The following is a 23,870-nucleotide window of genomic DNA, read 5'->3' on the forward strand; positions in this document are numbered from 1 at the left end:
AGTTAATCTATGTTTCAATTACTAAGCCGGGTCTTGCTATGGATGCTCATTGCCGCTGTTGTCTTTTCTTTGTTCCAAAAATTTTACCCAACAGTAGACTATTTTGGACGATTTGTTTTATTGGTTGTAGTGGTGGTTTTAATTGTGGCATTTTTAAATCCCAATGAATCAGGGCCTGTAGCTTCCTTGTGGCGCTTTATATCTTTTCCACTCAAGCCTCTGGGAGCTTCGGTGTTAATGTTGATTTTCGCTGCCCAAAAAATCAAAGGTGGTGGCATAGACAAACCAGGAGGACTCTTGGTGGGTTGGGCGCTGACAATTTTGCTGTTATCTAGTACACCAGCTATTGCTTACTTTTTATTGCGGTCTCCAATTGCGGCCATGGCTCCTCCTAGCGCATTAGTAGCTATGGGGCCAGCAGCTAATGTTGCCAATAACATCTCCGATGTGATGGGAAATGGCATTATACCTGTGGGAAATATGAAAATCCCTGCCTATCTACTACAAAATCCAGCTGCTATCGAAAGACGGGGGTTGCTCGTAGAAGATTTTGTACCCCAGGCGGAAACCTTGCAACTCACAACTCAAGTTTGGGAAAGTTATCTGAATCAGGTATACATTTTCTTACGTGGTCGTTCTTAAGCAGGTGGGAGAAAAATTTTGGATTTTGGGTTTTGGCTGGAACTATCTCCAGATTTCCTTTAATCCAAAAGTCCTCATTAAAAAGTCAGCGAGGTTTATCAATAGTGACTCTGAACGGAAAATGATGAACAGGAAACAGGTAAGATTCTTACCAATTACCAATTACCAGCCTAAACTAGATAACTTGCAACTTAAGCTAGTAGTTAAGATTCCTTTGATATTCTCCGGGCTAAAGCTAGGAAGATTCTTCGTTCAACGAGTAAAGTCCGAGATACGGAACTACATTGCTTTCCCTCAAAGGTTTTTGGCATATTCTTTATAAAGTTGCAAAATTGCTTGAATGTCAAAATCTCGACGGCTTGCTAAACTCGCTACTTACCTACGTCCCCATTGGCAGGACACTACATTAGGTATTATTGCTTTATTGTCTGTGAATGGGCTGGGTGTTTATATCCCTTTGCTGATTCGCTCTGGGGTTGACCAACTTTCAACAACCTTTAGCTTGGATCAAATACTACGTTATGTAGTTATAATCATCTTGCTTAGTTCAGCAATGTGGCTGATGCGTATGGCTTCCCGCATCTGGATTTTTGGTGTGGGTCGTCAGGTAGAATTTGAACTGAAACAGCGAATTTTTGAACATTTGCTCAAACTCGAACCGGCTTATTTTGCCATTAATACTCCTGGTGATTTAATTAATCGAGCTACGAGTGATGTGGACAATATCAGGCGGTTGTTGGGTTTTGCAGTATTGAGTTTAGCAAATACTTTTTTTGCTTATACTCTAACGCTGCCAGTGATGCTGTCAATTAGCGTGGATCTGACATTAGCTTCTCTGGCAGTTTACCCGTTTATGTTCTTCTTAGTGCATCTGTTTAGCGATCGCTTACGCAAACAACAAGCGGCTGTACAGGAGCAACTTTCAGAAATTAGTGAGTTAATCCAAGAAGATATTAGCGGCATTTCTTTGATTAAAATCTACGCTCAAGAAGAAAACGAGCGTCGTGCTTTCCAAAGGAAAAATCAGGCGCTATTGACTGCTAACCTCACATTGGCAAAAACCAGAAATACTCTTTTTCCTCTCATTGGTGGGTTGGCTAATATCAGTTCCCTCATCATCATTTGGTTGGGAACGATGCGGATATCTGCTGGAACTCTGGCTGTGGGTGATTTTTTGGCGCTATTAATTTATGTAGAACGTCTGGTTTTCCCCACCGCTTTACTAGGATTTACACTTACAACCTACCAACGAGGTGAGGTGAGTATTGACCGACTGGAGTCGATTCTGAGTGTGACACCAAAAATTCAAGATCCACCAGATGCTGTAAATCTTTCAGCAAGTCAAGTTAAAGGGGAAGTGACAGCCAAAAATCTCACTTATACCTACCCAGGTGCTAAAATCCCAGCTTTAGATCATCTCAACTTCACTATTGCTCCTGGGGAAATTGTGGCCATTGTCGGTGCAATTGGCTCTGGGAAAACAACTTTGGCTAATGCTTTGCCTCGGTTGTTAGATATTGAAGCGGGGCAGTTGTTTTTGGATGGTTTGGATATTACTAAAATAACTTTAAATGATTTACGGGGTGCGATCGCTTATGTACCTCAAGATAGTTTTTTGTTCAGCACCACCATTCAAAATAATATCCGCTATGGCGACCCCCTCAGTGAATATAAAGATGTGGAAACAGTAGCAAATCTTGCTCAAATCGAGGCAGAAATTAGCAATTTTCCCCAGCAATATGAAACAATCGTCGGTGAAAGAGGAATCACTCTTTCAGGCGGTCAGCGGCAACGTACAGCCCTAGCTAGAGCCATGTTGATTGATGCCCCAGTCTTGATATTAGATGATGCCCTTTCCAGCGTTGATAATCAAACTGCTACACAAATTCTCAAAAATCTATCTAGCGGTACTCAACAAAAAACAGTAATTTTCATTACCCATCAACTTTCAGCCGCTGCTACATCTGACAGAATTTTAGTCATGGACAAGGGCAAAATTGTCCAAGTAGGTAATCACATGGAACTTTTAGAACAACCAGGGCTATACCAAAAATTGTGGAGTCAGCATCAAGTGGAGGAGTTGTTGCATTAGGGTAATGGGTAATTGGTAGTTAGGAAAAACTGCCCCCTGCCCCCTGCCCCCTGCCCCCTGCTCCCCTGCCCTTACTGAGTTGGTAATTTCGGATGTGTGGCTGAATATTTAGAAACTAAAGCAGAAATAGAGGGGTTATACAGTCGTAGATAATTCCAGTAATTACCAAATACTTGGCGGACGTAATTTTTGGTTTCGTCAAAAGGAATTTCTTCGACAAATTCATCTGGATCTTGTTTGGGTATAGTTCGCAGCCATTTAGCCACATTACCGGGGCCAGCATTGTAACTAGCGATCGCTAACATGGAGTTATTACCATATTGCTGATGAGTATGATCTAAATACCACGTACCCAACATCACGTTATCATTTGGGTTTTCCAAATCAATCGTTTTCATATCCATATTGATTTGTGGTGCTATCCATGCCGCTGTACTGGGCATTACCTGCATTAAACCAGTCGCACCCACTACAGACTTAATTTTCGGCTGAAACATCGACTCTTGCCGCATTAAAGCCGTAACTAGCAGAGGATTAAGTTGCCGTGTATTTGACCATTTTTCAATTTCCTGGAAATAGGGAAAAGGATAACGAGCTTGCCAGTATATTTTCTGCTGGCTTAAAGCCTCATATTCGGCTTTTTGGGCTGGTGTTTTCCAGTCCTCTAATTTAGAAATTTTGGCAATACCAATCAGATTTTCTCCCTCTGCCAACCGCATTAACCCTTCAGTAAATTGTTCGGCTATGCTAGGTTCAGATTTATTCAGAAATTCTGTCTCCCACTGCAACCAAGCATCACGATCTTGACCGAGTAAATACAATTCTTTGAAGGTTTCCGAACCTGCTGGGGGTACAGGACGCTGTGGTGGGATAATTTCTGGTTTCATTAGTCGCAGGTTATTAAAATCACCTACATCCAAACCCAAAATGCTTGCAGAACGCCATGCATAATAAGATTGAGGAAATTGACTGAGTACATACTCATATGCAGCGCGAGCTTCTTGCTGTTTTCCTAGTATAGTTGCCCATTTGCCTACCCAAAAACCGGCCCTAGGAGCCAAAATACTGGTAGGATTTTCAGTGGTAATTGGTTGCGCCCATTGCCATGCACCTGTATAATCCTGAGCTTTAGCTTTACTTAAGGCGATTTTCCAGCGATATTCTGCTGCTTCGTTAGAAGTGCTGTATTTACCTAATAGTAATTTCCAAGTTGCATTAGCTGATTGGTTATCTTTGAGAGTTTCCTGTAATTTAGCTTTTTGTACCAGTGCTGTCGGTGCTTGTTCAGGAAATTTATTAATGATTTGATCAAAATAGGGTATTGCGGCTTTCCCTGGGGCTATTTCTGCTAGTCTGAGTAGAGCGGTTCCTGTTTCTGTAGCTGTGGGAAATTGTTGTACCTGTTGTTTATAGAGAGAAACAGCTTTGTCTCGTTCTTTATTTAACTGTACACCTCTGGCGATGCGATAGAGGTTACGGGCTGTTTTGGGTGCTTTAGTATAAGCGGTAGATGCTTTGGTAAATTGATTATTCTCCCAGTAGACTGAACCAATTAGTTCCCAATCTGTGGGTGTAAGTTGAGACTGTTTAAGTAGCGGATCTAAAATACCGACAATTCCCGGTTTGTCAGAGGCATATTTGGCTAAGATTAATCTGAATTTAGGCTGATTGGGATTATCTTGTAAGCGTTTGCGGATAATTTCCCAGGTGAGGGGATGGGAAGGAAATTGTGCGATCGCTGTATCATGGAGTTTTGGCAGTCCAATTAAATAGATAGCTTTAACTGCGGCTGCTTCTTGGGGATAATCTTTCAGCACTTTTTGTCGCAGATCCGAAGCCTTGCCTTTCTCCCCCAGCATATCCTGTGCCTGGGCTTGTTTGAGCAAAATATAGGGTGCTAAAGCAGGATATTCTTTTTCCAGCCCTGTCAGTAAACTTAGAGCTTTTTTCCCTTGGTCAGTTTCAATGTAATCACTTGCCAAAAGATAACGGGCCCGTTCCCTATCTGGTGAACTTCCCGTTTGAGCAATTTCCTCTAGTTTAACCGCCCGTTCTGGCAACAATTGAGACACCAAGCTAAATACTTGTGACTTAGCTTGATTACCCTCAAATAGTTTCTCAGGCTGACTCTGACTTAATTTCAACCATTGACTCAGGGTTTTTCCAGCTTGTGGGGCTGATACCATACCCCCGACTAAAAAGGCACATAATCCTGCACCAGCAATCAGATAAATTTGCTTGTTTTGTAGTTTTTTCAGCATGGATACCCGCTGTTCGTAGCGTCTCAAAGAGAAAGTTTCCGATCAATTTTCTGCAACTTTAACACTACTAGCGCGAAATGTTATCACTTTTGAGTTACAAATTTGAGCTTTTTTGAGAGAAAACCTCAGAAGACGCTACGCTATCGGTTCAGGAGTTAGAAATCAGGATAATTATCAAATCAAGAATTAATTCATTCTTAATTTAACAATTGGTACTGAAAATATCTATATTGAATATAGCTTTCTTGCTTTGGCTGCGGGCAGGATAAAAAATAATATCACGGTTCAAAACTCGTAGATGACTAATTAACACTTCTATAGGGTTTATCCCCCGATTCATTAACCAAATTGACCAACCAATCAGTTTTAGAGTATTGAAAAATGATGTGCGAGTCAACCATTCGTGAAATGCAACACGAGCCTCATCTAAAAAAGCATCATACTCTCCTATGATTTCTGTATCATGGAACATTGGTGAATTAATACCATGAATTCCACTTACATGATGTTGTCCCATTTTAATTCTTGGTAAACAGGAAACTTCAAGATGATATAAATCATGGTAACAAAGTAAATCATCATGTATGTGTATCAGCCTACCTCCTATTTTTACACGTTCTTTGCTGATACAACCTAGCATTTTTTTGACTGATAAATCTATCCAAATTTGTGAAGGAGGAATAAGTTTGTCCATAGAGAGATGACAATTTGTTTTAGTTTGGTTAATTAGCAGGTATTTTAGGTTGTTAAGCTATACATTAACAGCAATAATTTGTAAGTTATCAAATAATATGCTTGATATCCAGCAAAGCTATCTAGTACTATGCCAAAAATATCTTGTGTTATCAAATATAATTAATTCCAAATTCAAAAGATGTCAAGACTATATACAACATCAAAAAATGCAGAAAATGATTTTAAATTGTAATTATACGCAATAATAACCAGAAGCTAAGATATTTTTTACTTTGGTAATAAATTAAACGAATCACAAAAACCGCTAATACTCTTAACTAAATATTTTTGCTTGTTTTTGCTAGTTTCTACACTGACTTGATATAATCTCTTATCAACTAAAAATATTCTTTGTTTAACTATCAAATCACCAGGTTTAGTATAGTTAACTTCTCTGCCTGAATATCTACCCAAACTAATTTTTTCTTCACTGATTAAGGTACTTTTTGAATTCTGTAAGGCTGTCTTTTTGCCCGTATTTATAGCTTCTTCTACAAGATTATTCCGCTTCAATAGTTCGATATAATCATCTGGATAGTCAATATAAGCAACTGTATATTTAACATCGTCTTGTGGACGCTCTACAGTAAATACATTTACTTCCACTATGCCATTTTTAGTATTGATTTTTTGTTTAGTTTCTGTGGGTTTACCAGGCATTAAAATACTAAAGTTACCTTCTGGGGAAGAAAATATCTTCCATATGGACTGAGCTATTATTAACGGCTCATTAGCTAATACAGTTTGTGTGATTGTGTATCCACTGAATAAAACAAATGCTGCAAGAGAGTAAGGTAAGAATCGGGATTTCATAAGACTTAATGATTCATTGTATGGAATGCCAATGCTATTTACAGCAGAAATCAGAAGTCAGGAGTAAAACTGCCTTGGTATATGGCTTTGAATTTAGATTATGTACCGTATGGCTACGCCACGCAAGCTTTCGACTGAGCGCTCACGGAAGCCTCATTGATCTGCAATTCGCTATATTTAGTAATATTCACCGTTTTGCTAATTCTGGAGTTTTCCCTTTTAATCCAATCATTAATTTGAGTGCAAATATTCTCAGCATGGGGACTCGCTGCATTAACCATAAACCGAAACGTCGGATGATTACCACTGGTAAGAAGTTATTAGAAAATACTCGATCTAATAAATCAGTGAAACCTAAAATTGCGAGATTTTCGTTTTTTCTCCAACGTTCATATTTTTTAAGAATTTGGATATTCCCAATATCTTCACCTGCTTGGTGTGCTGTTTGAATGACTTCGGCTAAAGCTGCTGCGTCACGAATACCTAAGTTTAAACCTTGTCCACCGACGGGGTGACAGTTGTGTGCTGCGTCACCGACTAAAGCCAAACGGGGGAGAACATAGCGATCGCTCTGCATCAACTGTACCTGAAAAATAAAGCGATCGCCTAATAATTCCAATTTACCCATCTGATCACCATACCGCTTGGTCAGTTCAGCCAAAAATTCCTCATCATTTAAAGCACACAAAGCCTTTGCTTCTTCATGAGGTGCAGTCCAAACAATCCGACAACGGTTCCCAGGTAAAGGTAAAATTGCAAAAGGGCCACTAGACCAAAATTTCTCATAAGCTGTATAGTTATGGCATTTTTCCGGCTTGACAAAAGCCACAATACATGATTGCCAATATTTCCAACCCTTAGTTTTAATTCCCGCAGCTTGACGAATTGGTGAACGAGAACCATCTGCTGCTACTAGCAACCGAGTACAAATTGTCCGATTCTCACCATCAACTTTAAGATTAATAGTAACTATATCTTGCTCATTTTGCGTATTTACCACTTCTGCTGGACACAAATAAGTTACATTTGCACAACCTTGCACAAATTCCTGTAACGGTTGTAAAAGTGCATAATGTTCAGCCACATAACCTAATTCTGGTGTCCCTAAATCAGAAGTTTGGAACTTCACTACATCAGGATAGTCAGCGTCAGACAAACGCACCTGGCTGTATCTGGCGATATTAGGCAGAATTTTCTCCCAAATGCCAATTCCTTGGAAAATTTGTGCCGAAAGCATATGTACAGCATAAGCCTGGCCTTTAGCAACTGCGGCTGATGTCACCTTAGCCTCAATTAGCAGTACACTTAAGCCAGAGTCTTTTAAAGCAGCAGCGGTGGTTAAGCCAACAATCCCACCACCGACAATCACCAAATCGTAATCATATCCACGATTATCTGCGGGAGTGTGGGGAGGAGCAAGGGTTTGAGAAAGTTGGGTAAGTGGCATTGTTAAGATAGATGACAGCATTTTACCTATTATTTTTACGCAAGTCCCCTCAGAGAGCAAGTTCAGTAGCAAAATTCCCCTAAAAATGAGTTTATGTCTTACAGTGAGTTTAGTTTAGCTAAAGCCAAACAAGAGTTCGGACTGACTACTTTAGAAAAACGCGATATTTTCGCTGCTGTTCCCGAATTAGCAGCTAGTAACTTACTAACAGAAATTCTCAACTATAATCTCACAATTGCTTTAGGTAATAATAGTGAAAAAGCCCGCTCGGAATTAATTATTTCTCCAATTTTAGTTGACTTACGCCGGCAATTACAAGAGCAAGTCAGTTTATTCTCTGGGGTAGATTTTACTGTTGACGATAGCAAAGGATTAAATGGTACTTGTGATTTTATTATTACTAAATCCCCAGAAATTCTCATTATTACAGCCCCAGTAATTATAGTTGTAGAAGCTAAAAAAGAGAATATCAATGTCGGTTTGGGTCAGTGTGCAGCCGAAATGGTAGCAGCCCAAGTTTTTAATGAGCAAGCTAAAACTGATATTAAAACAATTTATGGTGCAGTAACAACAGGTAGCATTTGGCAATTCCTCAAACTAGAAAAACAAATATTAAGCATTGATTTGAGCGAGTATTATCTCAAAGATGTGAATAAAATTCTCGGTATTTTAGCGAGTAGCATTTCTCAAGATACAGATGAAGGTGACAGGTGACTGGGTACAGAGTGAAAAATTACATTTGCTTAAAAGCTTAAAGCCATAAGATTCTCAGCCATTTCAAAGTTAGCTGTGACATTCTGCACATCGTCTAACCCTTCTAGAATATCAATTAATTTAAGAAGAGATTTAGCCTGATCAGAATCTGTGACTTCTACCTGATTTCCCGGAATCCAACGCAACTCTACATCTGTAACTTTAAAGCCTTTTTCTTTGAGTGTTTGACTAAGTTTCTCTAAGTTTCCTATCTCGGTCAACACCTCAGCCGTTTCATCTGCAATCATCTCATAAGATTCAGCATCACCTTCAAAAGAAGCTTCTAAAAGCTGTTCTTCATCCTCAATTCCTTCAACTACACAAACCCCTTTTTGGGAAAACATCCAACTAACACAACCTATTTCTCCCAGATTTCCACCGTTTTTACTAAAAGCTACCCGTAAATCAGCAGCGGTACGATTGCGATTATCTGTTAAAGCTTCAATTAAAATCGCTACACCACCGGGGCCGTAACCTTCATAGCGAATATCTTCTAAACTGGAGTTATCGCCGCCAAGAGTACCTGCACCTTTAGCGATCGCTCTTTCGATATTATCATTGGGAATCCCCGCCGCCTTAGCTTTATCAATCGCCGTCCGCAGTTGAAAGTTACCTGCCGGATCTGGTACACCATTTCTAGCAGCCACAATAATCGCCCGCGATAGCTGAGTAAAGATATTTCCCCTTTTAGCATCTACTACTGCTTTCTGGCGCTTAATAGTTGCCCATTTACTATGTCCTGACATAAACAAAGAAAAATATTAACACTCTCTTCAAACATAGGATATATCTAGCTTTGACTTAGATGCAAATCTCAGGATCAAGAATGCAGAGAAAATAAACTTATTGATGCAGATCCCCAACACCATTTTATACTTTTGACTTCCGCGTAGCAATTACTCACCTATTGCGACAGTTGGAGCAAAAACTACTAAGCTGGTAATACAGCAAATTAAAACTTTCCCGAAAAACCTGAAGCGCAAGACCAGCGGTTCAGATTTTTTCTCTGTCTAACTACGTTGTAAATACATTATGTTTGATGCACTATCTGACCGTTTAGAGTCTGCCTGGAAAAAACTGCGGGGACAAGATAAAATATCCCAATCTAACATTCAAGACGCTTTGCGGGAAGTGCGCCGCGCCTTGTTAGAAGCAGATGTGAACCTCCAAGTAGTCAAAGATTTTATTGCTGAAGTCGAAACCAAAGCACAGGGATCTGAAGTAATTTCCGGTGTGCGTCCTGACCAACAGTTTATCAAAATTGTCTACGATGAACTGGTACAGGTAATGGGGGAAGAAAATGTTCCCCTAGCAGAAGTTGAGGGTAAAACTACAGTCGTTCTCATGGCTGGGTTACAGGGTACTGGTAAAACCACTGCTACAGCTAAGTTAGCCTTACATTTACGGAAATTAAATCGTAGTTGTTTATTAGTAGCAACAGATGTATATCGTCCCGCAGCTATTGATCAGCTGTTGACACTGGGTAAGCAAATTGACGTACCTGTGTTTGAATTAGGCAGCGATGCTGATCCTGTGGAAATTGCCCGTCAAGGTGTGGAACGCGCCAGAGCAGAAGGCATTAATACAGTTATTGTGGATACGGCTGGACGCTTACAAATCGACCAAGAGATGATGGCGGAATTAGCCCGCATTAAGTCAACTATCGAACCTGACGAAACTCTGTTAGTTGTGGACTCGATGACTGGTCAAGAAGCTGCAAATCTGACTCGTACCTTTCACGATCAAATCGGCATTACTGGGGCAATTCTGACCAAATTAGACGGTGATAGCCGTGGTGGTGCGGCGCTGTCAGTACGGCAAATTTCCGGTGCGCCGATTAAGTTTGTTGGTGTGGGTGAAAAGGTAGAGGCGCTACAACCTTTTTATCCAGAACGGATGGCTTCGCGGATTCTGGGTATGGGCGATGTTCTGACCTTGGTAGAAAAAGCCCAAGAAGAAATTGACTTGGCAGATGCCGAGCAAATGCAAGCGAAAATTTTGTCGGCGAAGTTCGATTTTACCGACTTTCTCAAGCAGATGCGGTTGCTGAAAAATATGGGTTCTCTGGGTGGGATCATGAAGATGATTCCGGGTATGAACAAGCTTTCCGATGACCAATTGAAGCAGGGCGAAACCCAGCTAAAACGGTGTGAGGCGATGATTAATTCTATGACACGCCAAGAACGCCTTGACCCAGATTTGTTGTCTAGTTCTCCTAGTCGGCGGCGGCGCATTGCTTCTGGTGCTGGTTATAGAGAGGCAGATGTCAGTAAATTGGTGGCAGATTTCCAAAAAATGCGATCGCTCATGCAACAAATGGGTCAAGGTAACTTCCCCGGTATGCCAGGAATGTTTGGCGGTGGCAACCCCTTAGCGGCCGGTAATAGTCCCGGTGCAGGCTGGCGCGGTTATCCCGGCGGCGCAGCACCCGCGAAAAAGAAAAAGAAAGAGAAAAAGAAAAAAGGCTTTGGCACTCTGTGAAAATAGGTGATGGGTAATGGGTAATGGGTAATTGGTGATTGGGAGAGTATTTATCTTTCTTCTGCCTATTCCCTATTCCCTGTTCCCTATTCCCTTCCCCATTAATGCCTAGCAAGTGCTAAAATTGTCATTTCAGCATCAGAAGTTTTGAATAGAGGCCGTCTAGGCTAGTCACTTCTTCCTTAACCAGTCACAAAATAACTATAAACAGGAGAAAAATTTCTCAACATGATCAAACTGCGCTTGAAGCGATTCGGTAAAAAGCGGGAAGCAAGTTACCGCATTATTGCTATTAACGACCTTTCTCGCCGTGATGGTCGTCCCCTAGAAGAACTAGGTTTTTATAACCCCAGAACAGATGAAGTACGACTAGACGTTCCCGGTATTGTCAAGCGACTACAACAAGGGGCCCAACCCACCGACACCGTTCGTCGCATCCTCGTAAAAGCTAATGTTTTTGAACAGGTCCGTGCAACAGCCGCATCATAAGCTTGAAATGAAATCACCAATAGCCAGTCCTGACTATGTGGGACTGGTTCAGTTTCTTGTGCAACCGTTTTTAGAATCTCCAGAGTCTTTAAGCGTCGATTGTGAAATTTCTCCCACCCTCAAAAGGGCTTGGATTCGCATCGCCTTTGAAGCCACAGACAAAGGAAAAGTCTTTGGTCGGGGTGGACGCAATATTCAGGCGATTCGCACGGTAATTGCAGCAGCAGCAGAATTGGCGGGGCAATCAGTACACCTGGATATTTACGGCAGTAACTCCCAAAGTCGGGAGGGTATGTCTTTTGATGAAGAGCAGGAAGCAAAGGATACCGCCACCAAAATCGAGAGAAAGAAGTGGAAATGTTCCCATGCCTGTTGCTAAACCTCGGTTTCGCTAGGTTTAAACGGGGAATTTTACACAGAGTCAATCAGTGATCAATTCTGGGAAAAATGTAGACAGGTGGCAACAAGATTGTCAAATATTTTCGGAATCTCTCGTTGCTATGACGGAGTTGTTAGTAAAGTATAGACATCTGTTGCCAGCCTACTCTCAGAATAATTCGTAATTCGTAATTAGAAATTAGAAATTGCCGAAACGACTGGGTTTACACTCAGCACTTAGCACTTTGCCAGAACTGTTTTAACGTGACTGATTTTTTAAGCATATTTTAAGTTAAGATAGTATGAATTCTTGTAAAGATTTAAAAAAATTATTTTGTTGCTTTCTTCAGAGAAATATCGTCATTTGTCAAGAACTGCTCCTCAACTAATTGTAAAAAAACTATGGCAGGTGCTTTAACAATTCAACTGCCTAACATTCCCAGTGCGATCGCTCTCGCGGGATATGGGGAAGCAAATCTCAAATTCCTCTCTCAACAAACAGGAGCTAGTTTAGTTTTACGGGGACAGGAACTGCTGATTACTGGAACAGACAAACAAGTTGAACTCACGGCGCAATTAGTGCGATCGCTCGAAAGTCTGTGGAGTAAAGGCAATAATATCTCAACTGCGGATATTTTAACAGCCCGTCAAGCCCTAGAGAGCGATCGGCAAGGTGAACTCCAAGACCTACAGCGAGACATCCTCTCCAAAACTCGCCGTGGTCAAGAAATCCGCGCCAAAACCTTTCGTCAAAGACAATACATCGAATCCATCCGCAAGCGTGACCTCACCTTTGGCATTGGCCCTGCGGGAACTGGTAAAACTTATCTCGCCGTTGTTGTAGCCGTTCAAGAACTCCTCGCCAATCAATTTGAACGCATAATCTTAACTCGTCCCGCAGTAGAAGCCGGTGAAAGACTAGGATTTTTACCTGGGGACTTACAACAAAAAGTAGATCCCTATCTCCGTCCTCTTTATGATGCTATTCACGAATTCATCGACCCCGAAAAAGTCCCCAACTTAATAGAACGTGGTGTAATTGAAGTAGCACCACTTGCCTATATGCGGGGACGTACATTAAACAACGCCTTTGTAATTGTCGATGAAGCTCAAAATACCACACCCGCACAAATGAAAATGGTTTTAACCCGCTTGGGTTTTGGTTCACGCATGGTAATTACAGGCGATATTACACAAACAGATTTGCCAATTCACCAACAATCAGGATTAACCATAGCTTTACAAATTCTGAAACACGTTGAAGGCATCGCCTTTTGTGAATTTACCCAAAAAGATGTAGTTCGTCATCCTCTAGTACAGCGTATTGTTGCCGCTTACGAACAACATGAAAAATAGTCAATTAGTCATCAGTTATTAGAAATAAAAAACCAGCTTATGAGTACAACCTTGAGAGAATTTATAGAAGCTTGTCAAAACTTAGGAAATGTTAGGCTCATTGTCACCAGCAGCGCCACTGTCTTAGAAGCAAGATGTAAAATAGAAAAACTATTTTATGCTGAATTGCTCAAAGGCAAATATGCAAATATGCACACTGATGACTTTGAATTTCACTTGAACATGGACAAAATTACTCAAGTGAAATTTGAAACAGGTGAAGCAAAAAGAGGCAACTTTACAACTTACGCAATTCGGCTTTTAGATGAAAAACAAGAACCTGCATTAAGCATATTCCTACAATGGGGTAAACCCGGAGAATATGAACCAGGTCAAGTAGAAAATTGGCAAACTTTACGAGAGAAATATGGAGAAGTTTGGCAACCTTTACCCATCGAAACCTTGTAATTTAATATCTAAATCCCCTCGTTCCCAGTCTCTGACTGGGAATGCTCATTAGAGGCTCCACCTCCCTTAACCAAATAATATATGTTCAAAAACGTAAGTTTCAATTTTTTCTTTTACTTCTAAAGAAATTTAGTACTGGTGATTAGACAGTGACCTGTGGTAACTTAAGTTAAGTAAAGTACTCAGTACATAACTAAACAGGTTCTTTATGAATGAATGGAAAATTATTGAATCTCTGCCTGGCAAAATTGTCACTCAGGAAGATTCACGCATCAAAGGAAGTTGGATAGCTCCCTTGCTTCTGGTGCTTCCTGGTTTAGTGCCAATTTGGTTGGGGATACCAATTTTACCTGCAACGCTTTTTTGCCAACCTGTAGGCATAAGTTCACTCCAGTGTAAAAAAAAGCAAGAATTTTTGGGAATTCCCATTCAAAGCCAATCGTATACCCAACCAGCATCAAAGCCCAAGCCTAGCATTTGGAAGTTTGAATCAAACGGTAAAATCACCACCCATAAGTTAGGTAAATGCTTTGCAGAATACACGTTTAAAGATATTGCTGGGGTGGAAATAGAAACTCTGGAAGAAGGCAAGAATGCCAATAATATCTGCCGTTATCGAGTCAACTTAGTTACAATTAATGGAAAAAGATTACCCGTTTCCGAGTTTATTAGTGAAGACTTAGATGCAACTAACACCAGTTATGCAAAAATTAGGGCTAACCAAGTGAGCGATCGCTTACGTCAGTTTACCAAATTTCCTGCTGTACAATAAGACTATTTGTCACAATTTGTTTTGTGGACAGATTAAAAAAGTAATTTTATGTTTTTTATCAGAGTGCTTTGGAGTTTTTGCTTAACACTTTTTCTTTTACTAGGAAATGGGGAAGCACAAGCTGGCGAATTAGCAACCCGATTAGCAAACTTTCCGCAATGGGAAAAATTAACATCAGTCAAAACAGCCAAAGGTGATTTAGTATATCCTAATTGGATGTCTGGAACTTGGCAAGTTACCAGTACCTTAGTAGATTTAGCCGCACCTTTAGCACCAGATATCATTACACCAGGTTTTGAAGGAAATCTTCGTCAACTAAATCAACCTATTACTTTTTTAGTCAGATTTGTAAAAATTAAACCGCAAATCTCAGGTTTAAAACTTATCCCCAAAGTAGATAATCAATCACAAATATTAGTAGCTGATAGAGTATTTAACAGCTTGAATTTATCCAGAGCTTATTTAGGAAATGATGCAATTTTATCAATTAGAATAGATCCAGAATCTCCTAATCGTCAAATTACATTTTTACGTGGTAAACGTCAATTAGTTTCTATTGTTACCGCCCGCGCCACCGAAAATACACCTGATCATAAATTTATTACCACGGAAGTATTTCAACAATTATTTAAAGGTAGTTCTCGTCCCTATTTCAATATCGTAGAATCTACAACCGCTTACCGTCAACTTTCGACATCTAACCCAGCAATTGAAGCAGATCAAGTTACTGCTGTTTACCTTTCTCCCCAAGATCCTGATTATTTTACCGCAGGTTCTCGACCAGTAGCACTTTATCGTTATCATCTCGACTTTTTCCCCTTAGTACAACCAAATACTTCTCAAGAATGATTTCATTGTTTCACTATTGACAGATTTGTATTACAAATGTAGCATGAGTATTCCCAGCTAGAACTCATGCCTTGGGATAGTGTGTATTATGGCGAACTTTCGAGACATTATTAATTATTTTTCTCCCTATTGGAAGCTGAGTATTTTCAGCATTACTGCATCTAGTCTTTACGAAATTATTGATTTAATTGTACCTTATGCAATTGGACAAATTTTAAATGTTTTGTCTAATCAACCTTTGGATAAACCAATACAAAGCGCGATAACTAGTTTTTCAGATATCACGAATTATCCAGTTAGTCAGACTTTATCATTGACTGTATTACTGGGACTAATATTTATTGTTACCGTAGTCAGAGCGCCTACGCAACCTTGGTTAACTAGTTGGTTTCATTGGGATATAGCTTTAAGATCACGTCGAGATAAAAGCCAAACAGCTATCAGCAAAATTCTGGCACTTCCACTGGAATTTTATGATGAAAATAATCCTGGACGCATTGCTGGAAGAGTATCTAGAGGAATTTTTAACCACACTTGGGGTTATCCTGAAATTGCAGGACAATTGATTCCTAAACTTTTCCGTGTGATGGGAATATTTGTATTTATCGCTTTTATTGATTGGCAAATTGCTGGTTTATTTGTAATTTCCTTTGTTGTCATTCTTAGCTTTACTTTAAAACAATTAAAGAGGCTAGTTCGGTATGAATCAAATTTAGATAAATATATGGAGAATACCGAAAGCCGCACTTCTGAAATTATCACCAACATCAAAACCGTAAAAGCTTTTGCCACAGAATCGCAGGAACTAGAAAGACAAAAACAGCGGTTGCATCGAGAACTCATATCAGTCGATTATCGACTCCATAAAGGTTATGTTAAACTCGGCACTTGGCAAAGAACTGTTATCCAGTTTTGCATATTTATGATTCTTGGTTTGACTCTAGCAGCCACGGTAAATGGTAAAATTTCTCTAGGTCATTTTATTATGACTTTGACTCTTTCTAGTATGGCTTATTCTGAGTTAGAACCTATTAGCAACTTAGCAGAATCTTTCGCACGTCGCTATTCTGCTATGGTTCGATTTCACGAATTTCTGCAAACACCATCAGGAATAGATTCAGATGGACTTTTAACAGAGGTAAATCAGATAAATGCGCCATATAAATTTACTGGCAAAGTTGAATTTACTCAAATCAGTTTTGGATATGATAGCAATCATCAAGTTTTGCAAGAAATTAACTTGTTAATTGAGCCATATCAAACAGTGGCATTAGTGGGAAAGTCAGGTTCTGGTAAGTCTACTTTAATCAAATTGCTATTGCGCTATTTTGAACCACAAACAGGGCAAATTTTGATTGATGGTGAAGATATTCGCAGCTTAAATGTAGGTAAGTATAGACGCAGATTAGCGATCGTCCACCAAGAAGTAGACATTTTCAACGGTACAATTTTGGATAACCTCAAATATGGTAGACCAGAAGCGACCTTTGAGCAGGTGCAGGAAGCCTGTAGAATCGCCAGACTTGATGAAGTCGTTCAATACCTACCCCAGGGTTATTACACCCTTGTGGGGGAAAGAGGGGTACGGTTATCGGGGGGACAAAGACAGCGGTTAGGAATTGCTAGGGCGTTGTTGGTGGAACCAGACGTTTTAATTTTTGACGAGGCGACCTCTAGCCTAGATTATGAATCTGAGCGTTCAATTCAACTCGCTATGCGCTCAATTCAGGGAACTCGCACCACAATTATTATCGCCCACCGCCTCAGTACAGTCAGGGAAGCCGATAAAATCGTAGTTCTTGATCAGGGAAAAATTGCCGAAATCGGTAGCCACGCTGAACTATTGCTTCAAGAGGGCATTTACCACCGCTTACACTCCCTGCAAGAAACAGGAGACTTTATTGATTAATTTCCTAAAACCCTTTTGGAGCGAGCAATTTGGGGTTTATAGAAAAATCTTTTCTCCAACCCCTTGCCAGATTTAAAAACTGGTGCTATTGTTGTTAATCGTGGGACATAACGGGTCGATGTCCGAGTGGTTAATGGAGACGGACTGTAAATCCGTTGGTTTACGCCTACGCTGGTTCAAATCCAGCTCGGCCCACCACTTTTAGAGATGTGAGTTACAATAGCTGAGTGTCGAGTAAACTTCTCAGCTTTGTAACTTGTAACTCGCAATTTAAGTCAAGTTTCAGTTTTTTTTGCCCGTGTGGCTCAGTGGTAGAGCACACCCTTGGTAAGGGTGAGGTCACGAGTTCAATCCTCGTCACGGGCTTTTGGTAAGCTACGAAGTATTAAGGGTCTTAGCCAGTTGCATAAGTTGGCTGTAATCTACCAGTATCTCATTACTGATGGTAACTTGCATAGAACTTGTATAACTGGATTACTTATTAAAATAAGCTTATCTATAAAATCGTCTTATAAATTAACTGTCGTTTTGTAACTTCATCACGTATATCAGCTAACTACTCACGCCATATTGACCTGTAATGCCTCTGTTTTGAGTTTCAGGTACTTGGTTACTTGTATTCGTAAAGACTTAACTGGATGGAACGAAATAAGGGTTAGAAGTCTACATCAAGGTCTACATTGGACTAAAAAGACAAGACCGAGGGCTGAAATATGCGTTTGAAGTTATTCTGTTAGTTTAAATTAGGACTTACGCAAGATTGAACTCAAAAGCTTATCGTCCTAACACACCCTACAAATCCGCTGTAATTTATTTTTTGTATTTCCTAAGTCATACATTTTTTATGGCTGATGACTACGGCGAATTTCTGTAATTTGATCTGCTACATCTAGTAGAGATTTCGATATTTCTGTCCCAGTGAGAATGATATCAACATGAGGAGGGCGTTTGGCGAGAAACTCTAAAACCTCTACTTCTGAAATTAAGCCGAAGTTGATAGCTAAACTTAACTCATCTAAAACAAAGAGAGAATACTTGCCTTCAGATACGACTTTTTGTGTATACTGCCACAAATGTTGTAAAGCTTGGCATTCCGTTTCGTCCAAGTGAGGGGTATCAATACAACGGGGTAAGTCACAGCGAATCCAATCTAAATTTTGAACCATTTGAATAGGCTTATCATGTCCTTGACGAATACCACCTTTGAGAAACTGCACTATTAATACTGGTGTACCTTGACCTGCTATTCTCAGCGCTTGTGCCATAACGCTTGTGAAAAAGTTACGATGGGGACTAGTGAAAACTTGTAATAGTCCCTCAACTGAATATGGTAAGCTGAGAGTCGAATTGATACTTGGGGTTTCTAGTTGTGCAACCATAATTTTAAGTTTAGAAAGTCACAATAAATTAAATAGTTTTTGTGGAGAGTAGTAATCGTAAACCTAAGCTGTATAATCAATCTGTTTTGTACAGGTCTAGTGTATTTCATGATTGCCATTATTTTAGTCAAACACTAGATTTATTCTGAAGTCAAGAGCTATTTTGATTTACATTTTTGTTTTTCTTGCCTGAAGGTAGTTGTAAAAATAAAAACAAATAATTGGCAGTATTTATCAATTAAAACTCTGGGCTAGGGGCTGAAAATCATTAAAAAAGTAGATTTATCATTTTATTTGGGCAAAACAGAGTTAGGTGGCAGTGAATTTAAGATGATGAGGAGTGAATGATTGTGAGATTGGTGATTTTAGGAGGTTCGGGATCTGGAAAAAGTACTCAAGCACAAAGGCTGTGCAAATACTTTGGTGTTCCGCTGATTTCTACAGGTGAGATTTTACGAGACGCTATCTCTGGTGATACAACAGGCAATGGCTATGGTGAACTTAATGATTTAGGACGTAATGCCCAGCCTTACGTGATCAGAGGGGAATTAGTCCCAGATGAAATGATGATTGAATTTATCAAGGTGCGTCTGAGTCAACAGGATGCTAATTGTGGTTGGGTATTAGAGGGCTATCCTCGCACGGCTTTTCAAGCGGAAGAATTGGATTTTTTATTGGACAATTTGGGAGAAAAGCTAAATTGGGCAATATATCTGCAAGTACCACAGGTGGTGATGGTTAGCCGTTCATTAGGGCGATCGCTCCCAGATGATCAACCAGAGATTGTACAGCGGCGTGTAGAGCTATTCTACGATCGCACAATTCCTATCTTAGAATATTATGACCGTCGTCGTCGTTTATTAACTATTAATGGTGACGATTCCCCAGAACAGGTACAGCATAATATTCTAACTTTACTAGGATGATAGGAGGAGGCAGGGAGCAGGGGAGCAGGGGAGCAGGGAGCAGGGGCAGGGAGCAGGGGAGCAGGGGAGCAGGGGCAGGGAGCAGGGGCAGGGGGCAGGGGGCAGGGGAGCAGGGAGCAGGGGCAGGGGAGCAGGGGGCAGGGAGGCAGGGAGCAAGGGGAGCAGGGGCAGAAGATAAATACTTTCTTATCTCACCAATCACCAATCACCAATCACCAATCACCAATCACCAATCACCCGTGATTCTGCGGTAATGTAAAAGGCAGAATGGAAAATTTTTGAGGCAACTTGAATGACTTGGCAGCGTCCAGATGCTCGAAATCCCTACGAACTCCGCCCACTGAGTTTTTATCCTAATTTTACCCGCTTTGCTGCTGGTTCGGTTCTGGCAAAATGCGGTGATACTCAGGTACTTTGTACTGTTAGCGTTGCTGAGGGCGTGCCTAGATTTTTAAATGGGACTGGTAAAGGTTGGTTAACGGCTGAGTACCGGATGTTGCCATCTGCTACACAGCAACGACATGAAAGGGAATTGTTGAAATTATCCGGACGGACACAAGAAATACAACGTTTAATTGGCAGGAGTTTAAGGGCTGCTTTAGATTTTGAGGTGTTGGGAGAACGGACGCTGACTGTAGATGCTGATGTGTTACAAGCAGATGCGGGGACAAGGACAACAGCGATTACAGGGGGTTTTATAGCTTTAGCTCATGCCATTTCTCAATTATTGCAGCAGGGGGTGTTAGAGCGATCGCCTTTTTGCGGACAAATAGCAGCTGTTTCTGTCGGCTTATTGGAGAAAGAAGCGTTTTTGGATCTTAATTATATTGAAGACGTAGCCGCATCTGTAGATTTTAATGTAGTCATGAATCAAAACCTGGAAATTATTGAAATCCAGGGAACAGCAGAGGAAGGCAGCTTTAACCGTCAGCAGTTAAACCAGTTGCTGGATGTTTCAGAAAAAGGAATTCAGGAATTATTAATTGCCCAACGGAATGCAATACCTGACTGGAACACGCTGTTTATAGGAAATTGAGATGCAATATTTCCCGTCAATGGTCAGTTTTGGTGAATACTGACTAATATTAAAAGTTAATACTTATGGCGGTAAAGTTGCAACCAACAAGAAATCAAAAGCAATGGTGGGTTATCCGCTGTTTTGCTACAGTGCTGCTTTTTGGTCAAATCTCGTTACATATAATTCAAGGAAAAACTTACCACCGGAAAATTTTGGAGCATATGGTGACTGCCGGGCCTGCTGCCCTCGCACCAGTTCTGCTAGTCAGTGGATTTGCTGGCATGATTTTCACCATTCAAACAGCCAGAGAATTAGTCAGATTTGGTGCTGTTGAGTCTGTGGGAGGTGCTTTTGCTTTAGCCTTTTGCAGAGAATTAGCGCCAATTTTAACTGCTAGTATTATTGCCGGACAAGTAGGTTCAGCATTTGCAGCAGAAATAGGGGCAATGCGAGTCACAGAACAGATTGATGCCTTGTATATGCTCAAAACTGACCCCATTGATTATCTCGTCATACCGAGAGTCATTGCTTGCTGTTTGATGATGCCTTTAATGATGATTTTTGCTTTAGTGATGGGTATTAGCGGGGGAACTTTTGCTGCATTCCAGTTTTATCGCGTTGAGCCAGAGACATTTTTAGAATCAGTGCGAGATTTTTTAGAACCTTCTGATATGTTGATTGTTTTGCTCAAGGGGTTTATTTTCGGGCTGATAGTTGCAGTCAATGGCTGTAGTTGGGGACTGACTACCAAAGGAGGCGCTAAAGAAGTAGGAGAATCGGCGACAACGGCAGTTGTGACTACTTGGGTAGCAATTTTTATGATGGATTTTGTTTTGGCGTTGCTACTGTTTGAGAAGCCAACATTTTAAAAAATTCTCGGTAATCTGTAAGTCAGACCTTCCACGTTTTTCAGAGCGGAAGCTAATTGATGGTTAGTACCACTGACTACTGATAAATTATCATAAATAGTGATAAAGAACCTCTAGGTTAATTATTTCTGACCTGACTTGATGATGTTAAAAGTTTCAAAAGTTAAAATGGGAAACTGTCATAAGTTAGGTATTGTATTGCTGGAAGCCGGCTATGTAATGATAAAGCCATGAACAAAACGGTTGAAGTTTTACCGGATCTGCCAGCGCTGGTAGCACGGGCGCTAGATTTAATCTTGTCCAAACTGGAAGCTGCCATTAAGGAACGGGGGCAATTTACTATTGCCTTATCTGGTGGTAGTACACCTAAGCCATTGTACGAAGCAATAAGTAAGCAAAACCTACCTTGGGATAAAATTCATGTATTCTGGGGAGATGAGCGTTATGTACCACCAGATCACTCTGATAGCAATGAATTGATGGCACGTCGTGCCTGGTTAAATCAGGTTGCTATCCCAGCAGCTAATATTCACGCTATGCCAACCCTATCGGCTGATCCAGCGGTGGATGCGGCTAAGTATGAAAAGCACCTGCAAGAATTTTTTAATTCTGCGCCAGGAAATTTTCCCGCATTGGATGTAGTTTTATTAGGAATGGGTGATGATGCTCACACTGCATCTTTGTTTCCACATACAGAAGCTCTGAATGTCAGCGATCGCTTGATTACTGTGGGCAACAAAGACGGTAATCCCCGGATCACCTTCACATACCCATTTATCAACGCGGCTCGGTGCGTGCTTTTTGCGGTGGCTGGTGCTAATAAACGACCAGCTTTAGCCCAAATTTTTGCTCCTGTAGCCGATGATTTTGCCTATCCATCTCGCTTAATTAAACCCCAAGGGGAATTATTATGGCTGCTAGATGCAGCAGCAGGTTTGGAAATCAAACCTTAAATTTAGTAGATGACAGGCAACAGGGAACAGGGAAACGAGGAAAATTGAAGAAGAATACATCCGTCAGAATGCAATCAGTGGCCGGGATTATTCATCCGCCAGTCGGACAAAATTCATTCTGAATTCTGACTCCTGACTCCTGAATTCTGTTCGATAACCTTATTGCCTATTGCCTTCTTCCACTGACAACTAATAACTGCTTGCCAGTACTATATTTTACTATGACCTTGACAAAGGCTTAAATTCATGATCGTCTGCCCGAATTGCAATCATCCCAACCCAGACGGCGCTGTTCAGTGTGAAGCTTGCTACACTCCTTTACCAGCAACTACTAACTGTCCCAGTTGTGGGGCAACTGTACAGGCAGATGCTGCTTTTTGCGGTCAGTGTGGCTATAACCTGCACTCCAATACTGCTGTACCGGAGCCAACAATAGTAGGATCAACTATAGCCCCTGATATGCCTGTGGAATTACCACCATTGGTGTCACCTGACCCAATGTTAGAACTTTTACAACCAGATGCTCTAGGACTCAATGTTCCTGCTCAACCTCCTGCCCTTTCTAACCTACCACCAACGGTAGTCGCAGTAGCACCAGAACCCGTACAAGCACCCGCGCCAGTTCCACCACCGGAAGCTATCGCACTACCTGCACCAGAACCTATACAAGCACCCGCACCAGTTCCACCACCAGAAGCAATCGCACCACCTGCACCGGAACCCGCACCAGAACCTGCCCCAGTTGTTCAACCTGAGCCAGAACCGGAACCAGCACCCGCGCCAAATGCCTCTAGAACCCAATTACAGCAGGTGATAGCCCGGCTATTCCACGTTCAAAGTAATCAAGAAATTGAATTACCACAAAATCTATCTGTGGTTCATATCGGTAAGCCTAATGACCGGATTCCTCCAGATATTGATGTTGCTGGATTTTCTAATTCAGAAATTGTCTCCCGGATTCATGCAGATATCCGTGTTGAGGGAGATGCTCATTATATAGAAGATGTGGGTAGTTCCAACGGCACTTATATTAACAATTTGCCGCTGTTACCAGGGAATAGACACCGTTTACGTCCAGGTGATCGCATCAGCTTGGGTAAGGGAGATTTGGTGACTTTCTTATTTCAACTCTCTTAGAGACTTCCAAATAAAAAAATATCCCAAAATTTCTTGTGGTGCAGGCCGAAAAGCCCGCTAATAATACAAGGACGGGCAGGATGCCCATCCCACAAGATTGGATCATCTTTTTTGTAGAGTTCTCTTAGCAGCATCATGGGTAATTGATAATTCGTAATTTGTAA

The 23,870-nt window shown here is 40.9% G+C and carries 21 protein-coding genes, 2 tRNA genes and 1 pseudogene; 18 read left to right on the forward strand and 6 right to left on the reverse strand.

What is annotated here, in order from left to right:
• Positions 1–9: 9 nt before the first annotated feature.
• Together ACOWPH_RS05265 and ACOWPH_RS05270 are read left to right on the forward strand one after the other, a co-directional pair.
• Positions 10–642, forward strand: a complete 633-nt coding sequence (locus tag ACOWPH_RS05265) for a hypothetical protein (protein WP_015214374.1) — start codon at positions 10–12, stop codon at positions 640–642.
• Between the two features lie 340 nt (positions 643–982).
• Positions 983–2,734 carry an ABC transporter ATP-binding protein gene (locus ACOWPH_RS05270; RefSeq protein WP_015214375.1) on the forward strand — a complete coding sequence of 584 codons (1,752 nt, stop codon included), beginning with the start codon at positions 983–985 and terminating at the stop codon, positions 2,732–2,734.
• Between the two features lie 71 nt (positions 2,735–2,805).
• Here ACOWPH_RS05270 and ACOWPH_RS05275 read toward each other — a convergent pair whose 3' ends face one another.
• The 4 genes from ACOWPH_RS05275 to ACOWPH_RS05290 all read right to left on the reverse strand — a co-directional run bounded on the left by ACOWPH_RS05275 (position 2,806) and on the right by ACOWPH_RS05290 (position 7,990).
• On the reverse strand, positions 2,806–4,995 hold the full coding sequence (locus ACOWPH_RS05275; protein ID WP_042464889.1) for a transglycosylase SLT domain-containing protein: 2,190 nt from the start codon (positions 4,993–4,995) through the stop codon (positions 2,806–2,808).
• A 202-nt stretch (positions 4,996–5,197) separates the two neighbouring features.
• Positions 5,198–5,689 (reverse strand): hypothetical protein, encoded by a 492-nt coding sequence (locus ACOWPH_RS05280; RefSeq protein ID WP_015214377.1) that lies wholly within the window; start codon positions 5,687–5,689, stop codon positions 5,198–5,200.
• A gap of 269 nt (positions 5,690–5,958) precedes the next feature.
• Entirely contained in the window at positions 5,959–6,543 is a 585-nt protein-coding gene (locus ACOWPH_RS05285) for a hypothetical protein (RefSeq protein ID WP_015214378.1), read from the reverse strand.
• Between the two features lie 187 nt (positions 6,544–6,730).
• A complete protein-coding gene (locus tag ACOWPH_RS05290; protein ID WP_015214379.1) occupies positions 6,731–7,990 on the reverse strand; it encodes an FAD-dependent hydroxylase in 1,260 nt (419 codons plus the stop codon).
• 93 nt (positions 7,991–8,083) lie between these two features.
• Here ACOWPH_RS05290 and ACOWPH_RS05295 point away from each other — a divergent pair, with 93 nt between their 5' ends.
• The gene (locus ACOWPH_RS05295; RefSeq protein ID WP_015214380.1) at positions 8,084–8,704 is read left to right on the forward strand and encodes a hypothetical protein; all 621 of its coding nucleotides are present in this window, start codon (positions 8,084–8,086) and stop codon (positions 8,702–8,704) included.
• Between the two features lie 29 nt (positions 8,705–8,733).
• Here the strand turns inward: ACOWPH_RS05295 and ACOWPH_RS05300 are convergent, their stop codons facing one another.
• Entirely contained in the window at positions 8,734–9,489 is a 756-nt protein-coding gene (locus ACOWPH_RS05300; RefSeq protein WP_015214381.1) for a YebC/PmpR family DNA-binding transcriptional regulator, read from the reverse strand.
• 286 nt (positions 9,490–9,775) lie between these two features.
• Between ACOWPH_RS05300 and ffh the strand changes: the two genes are divergently transcribed.
• From ffh to ACOWPH_RS05350, 10 genes and pseudogenes are all read left to right on the forward strand, one after another.
• Positions 9,776–11,224: a signal recognition particle protein gene (ffh, locus tag ACOWPH_RS05305; protein WP_015214382.1), complete on the forward strand. Its 1,449-nt coding sequence runs from the start codon at positions 9,776–9,778 to the stop codon at positions 11,222–11,224.
• A gap of 228 nt (positions 11,225–11,452) precedes the next feature.
• Positions 11,453–11,713 carry a 30S ribosomal protein S16 gene (gene rpsP / locus ACOWPH_RS05310; protein ID WP_015214383.1) on the forward strand — a complete coding sequence of 87 codons (261 nt, stop codon included), beginning with the start codon at positions 11,453–11,455 and terminating at the stop codon, positions 11,711–11,713.
• A 7-nt stretch (positions 11,714–11,720) separates the two neighbouring features.
• Positions 11,721–12,108, forward strand: a pseudogene (locus ACOWPH_RS05315) (KH domain-containing protein).
• A gap of 385 nt (positions 12,109–12,493) precedes the next feature.
• Positions 12,494–13,447: a PhoH family protein gene (locus ACOWPH_RS05320; protein ID WP_015214385.1), complete on the forward strand. Its 954-nt coding sequence runs from the start codon at positions 12,494–12,496 to the stop codon at positions 13,445–13,447.
• A gap of 39 nt (positions 13,448–13,486) precedes the next feature.
• On the forward strand, positions 13,487–13,894 hold the full coding sequence (locus tag ACOWPH_RS05325; protein ID WP_015214386.1) for a ChuX/HutX family heme-like substrate-binding protein: 408 nt from the start codon (positions 13,487–13,489) through the stop codon (positions 13,892–13,894).
• A gap of 208 nt (positions 13,895–14,102) precedes the next feature.
• Positions 14,103–14,666 (forward strand): hypothetical protein, encoded by a 564-nt coding sequence (locus ACOWPH_RS05330; RefSeq protein WP_015214387.1) that lies wholly within the window; start codon positions 14,103–14,105, stop codon positions 14,664–14,666.
• 48 nt (positions 14,667–14,714) lie between these two features.
• Positions 14,715–15,515 carry a DUF6816 family protein gene (locus ACOWPH_RS05335; protein WP_015214388.1) on the forward strand — a complete coding sequence of 267 codons (801 nt, stop codon included), beginning with the start codon at positions 14,715–14,717 and terminating at the stop codon, positions 15,513–15,515.
• Between the two features lie 88 nt (positions 15,516–15,603).
• The gene (locus ACOWPH_RS05340; RefSeq protein WP_015214389.1) at positions 15,604–17,424 is read left to right on the forward strand and encodes an ABC transporter ATP-binding protein; all 1,821 of its coding nucleotides are present in this window, start codon (positions 15,604–15,606) and stop codon (positions 17,422–17,424) included.
• Between the two features lie 112 nt (positions 17,425–17,536).
• Positions 17,537–17,622, forward strand: a tRNA-Tyr gene (locus ACOWPH_RS05345).
• 96 nt (positions 17,623–17,718) lie between these two features.
• Positions 17,719–17,790, forward strand: a tRNA-Thr gene (locus ACOWPH_RS05350).
• A 476-nt stretch (positions 17,791–18,266) separates the two neighbouring features.
• On the opposite strand, the gene ACOWPH_RS05355 is transcribed toward ACOWPH_RS05350, so the two are convergent.
• Positions 18,267–18,803 (reverse strand): P-loop NTPase family protein, encoded by a 537-nt coding sequence (locus tag ACOWPH_RS05355; RefSeq protein ID WP_015214390.1) that lies wholly within the window; start codon positions 18,801–18,803, stop codon positions 18,267–18,269.
• Between the two features lie 350 nt (positions 18,804–19,153).
• On the opposite strand from ACOWPH_RS05355, the gene ACOWPH_RS05360 reads away from it, so the two are divergent.
• From ACOWPH_RS05360 to ACOWPH_RS05380, 5 genes are all read left to right on the forward strand, one after another.
• Complete coding sequence (locus tag ACOWPH_RS05360) at positions 19,154–19,729, forward strand: adenylate kinase family protein (protein ID WP_042465961.1); 576 nt, start codon at positions 19,154–19,156, stop codon at positions 19,727–19,729.
• Between the two features lie 292 nt (positions 19,730–20,021).
• Complete coding sequence (gene rph / locus ACOWPH_RS05365) at positions 20,022–20,765, forward strand: ribonuclease PH (RefSeq protein ID WP_015214392.1); 744 nt, start codon at positions 20,022–20,024, stop codon at positions 20,763–20,765.
• Between the two features lie 65 nt (positions 20,766–20,830).
• On the forward strand, positions 20,831–21,616 hold the full coding sequence (locus tag ACOWPH_RS05370; RefSeq protein ID WP_015214393.1) for an MlaE family lipid ABC transporter permease subunit: 786 nt from the start codon (positions 20,831–20,833) through the stop codon (positions 21,614–21,616).
• Between the two features lie 230 nt (positions 21,617–21,846).
• A complete protein-coding gene (pgl, locus tag ACOWPH_RS05375; protein WP_015214394.1) occupies positions 21,847–22,569 on the forward strand; it encodes a 6-phosphogluconolactonase in 723 nt (240 codons plus the stop codon).
• A 246-nt stretch (positions 22,570–22,815) separates the two neighbouring features.
• The gene (locus ACOWPH_RS05380; RefSeq protein WP_015214395.1) at positions 22,816–23,706 is read left to right on the forward strand and encodes an FHA domain-containing protein; all 891 of its coding nucleotides are present in this window, start codon (positions 22,816–22,818) and stop codon (positions 23,704–23,706) included.
• Positions 23,707–23,870: the final 164 nt, after the last annotated feature.

This window comes from Anabaena sp. PCC 7938, assembly GCF_049315035.1.
Taxonomy (GTDB): domain Bacteria; phylum Cyanobacteriota; class Cyanobacteriia; order Cyanobacteriales; family Nostocaceae; genus Anabaena; species Anabaena cylindrica.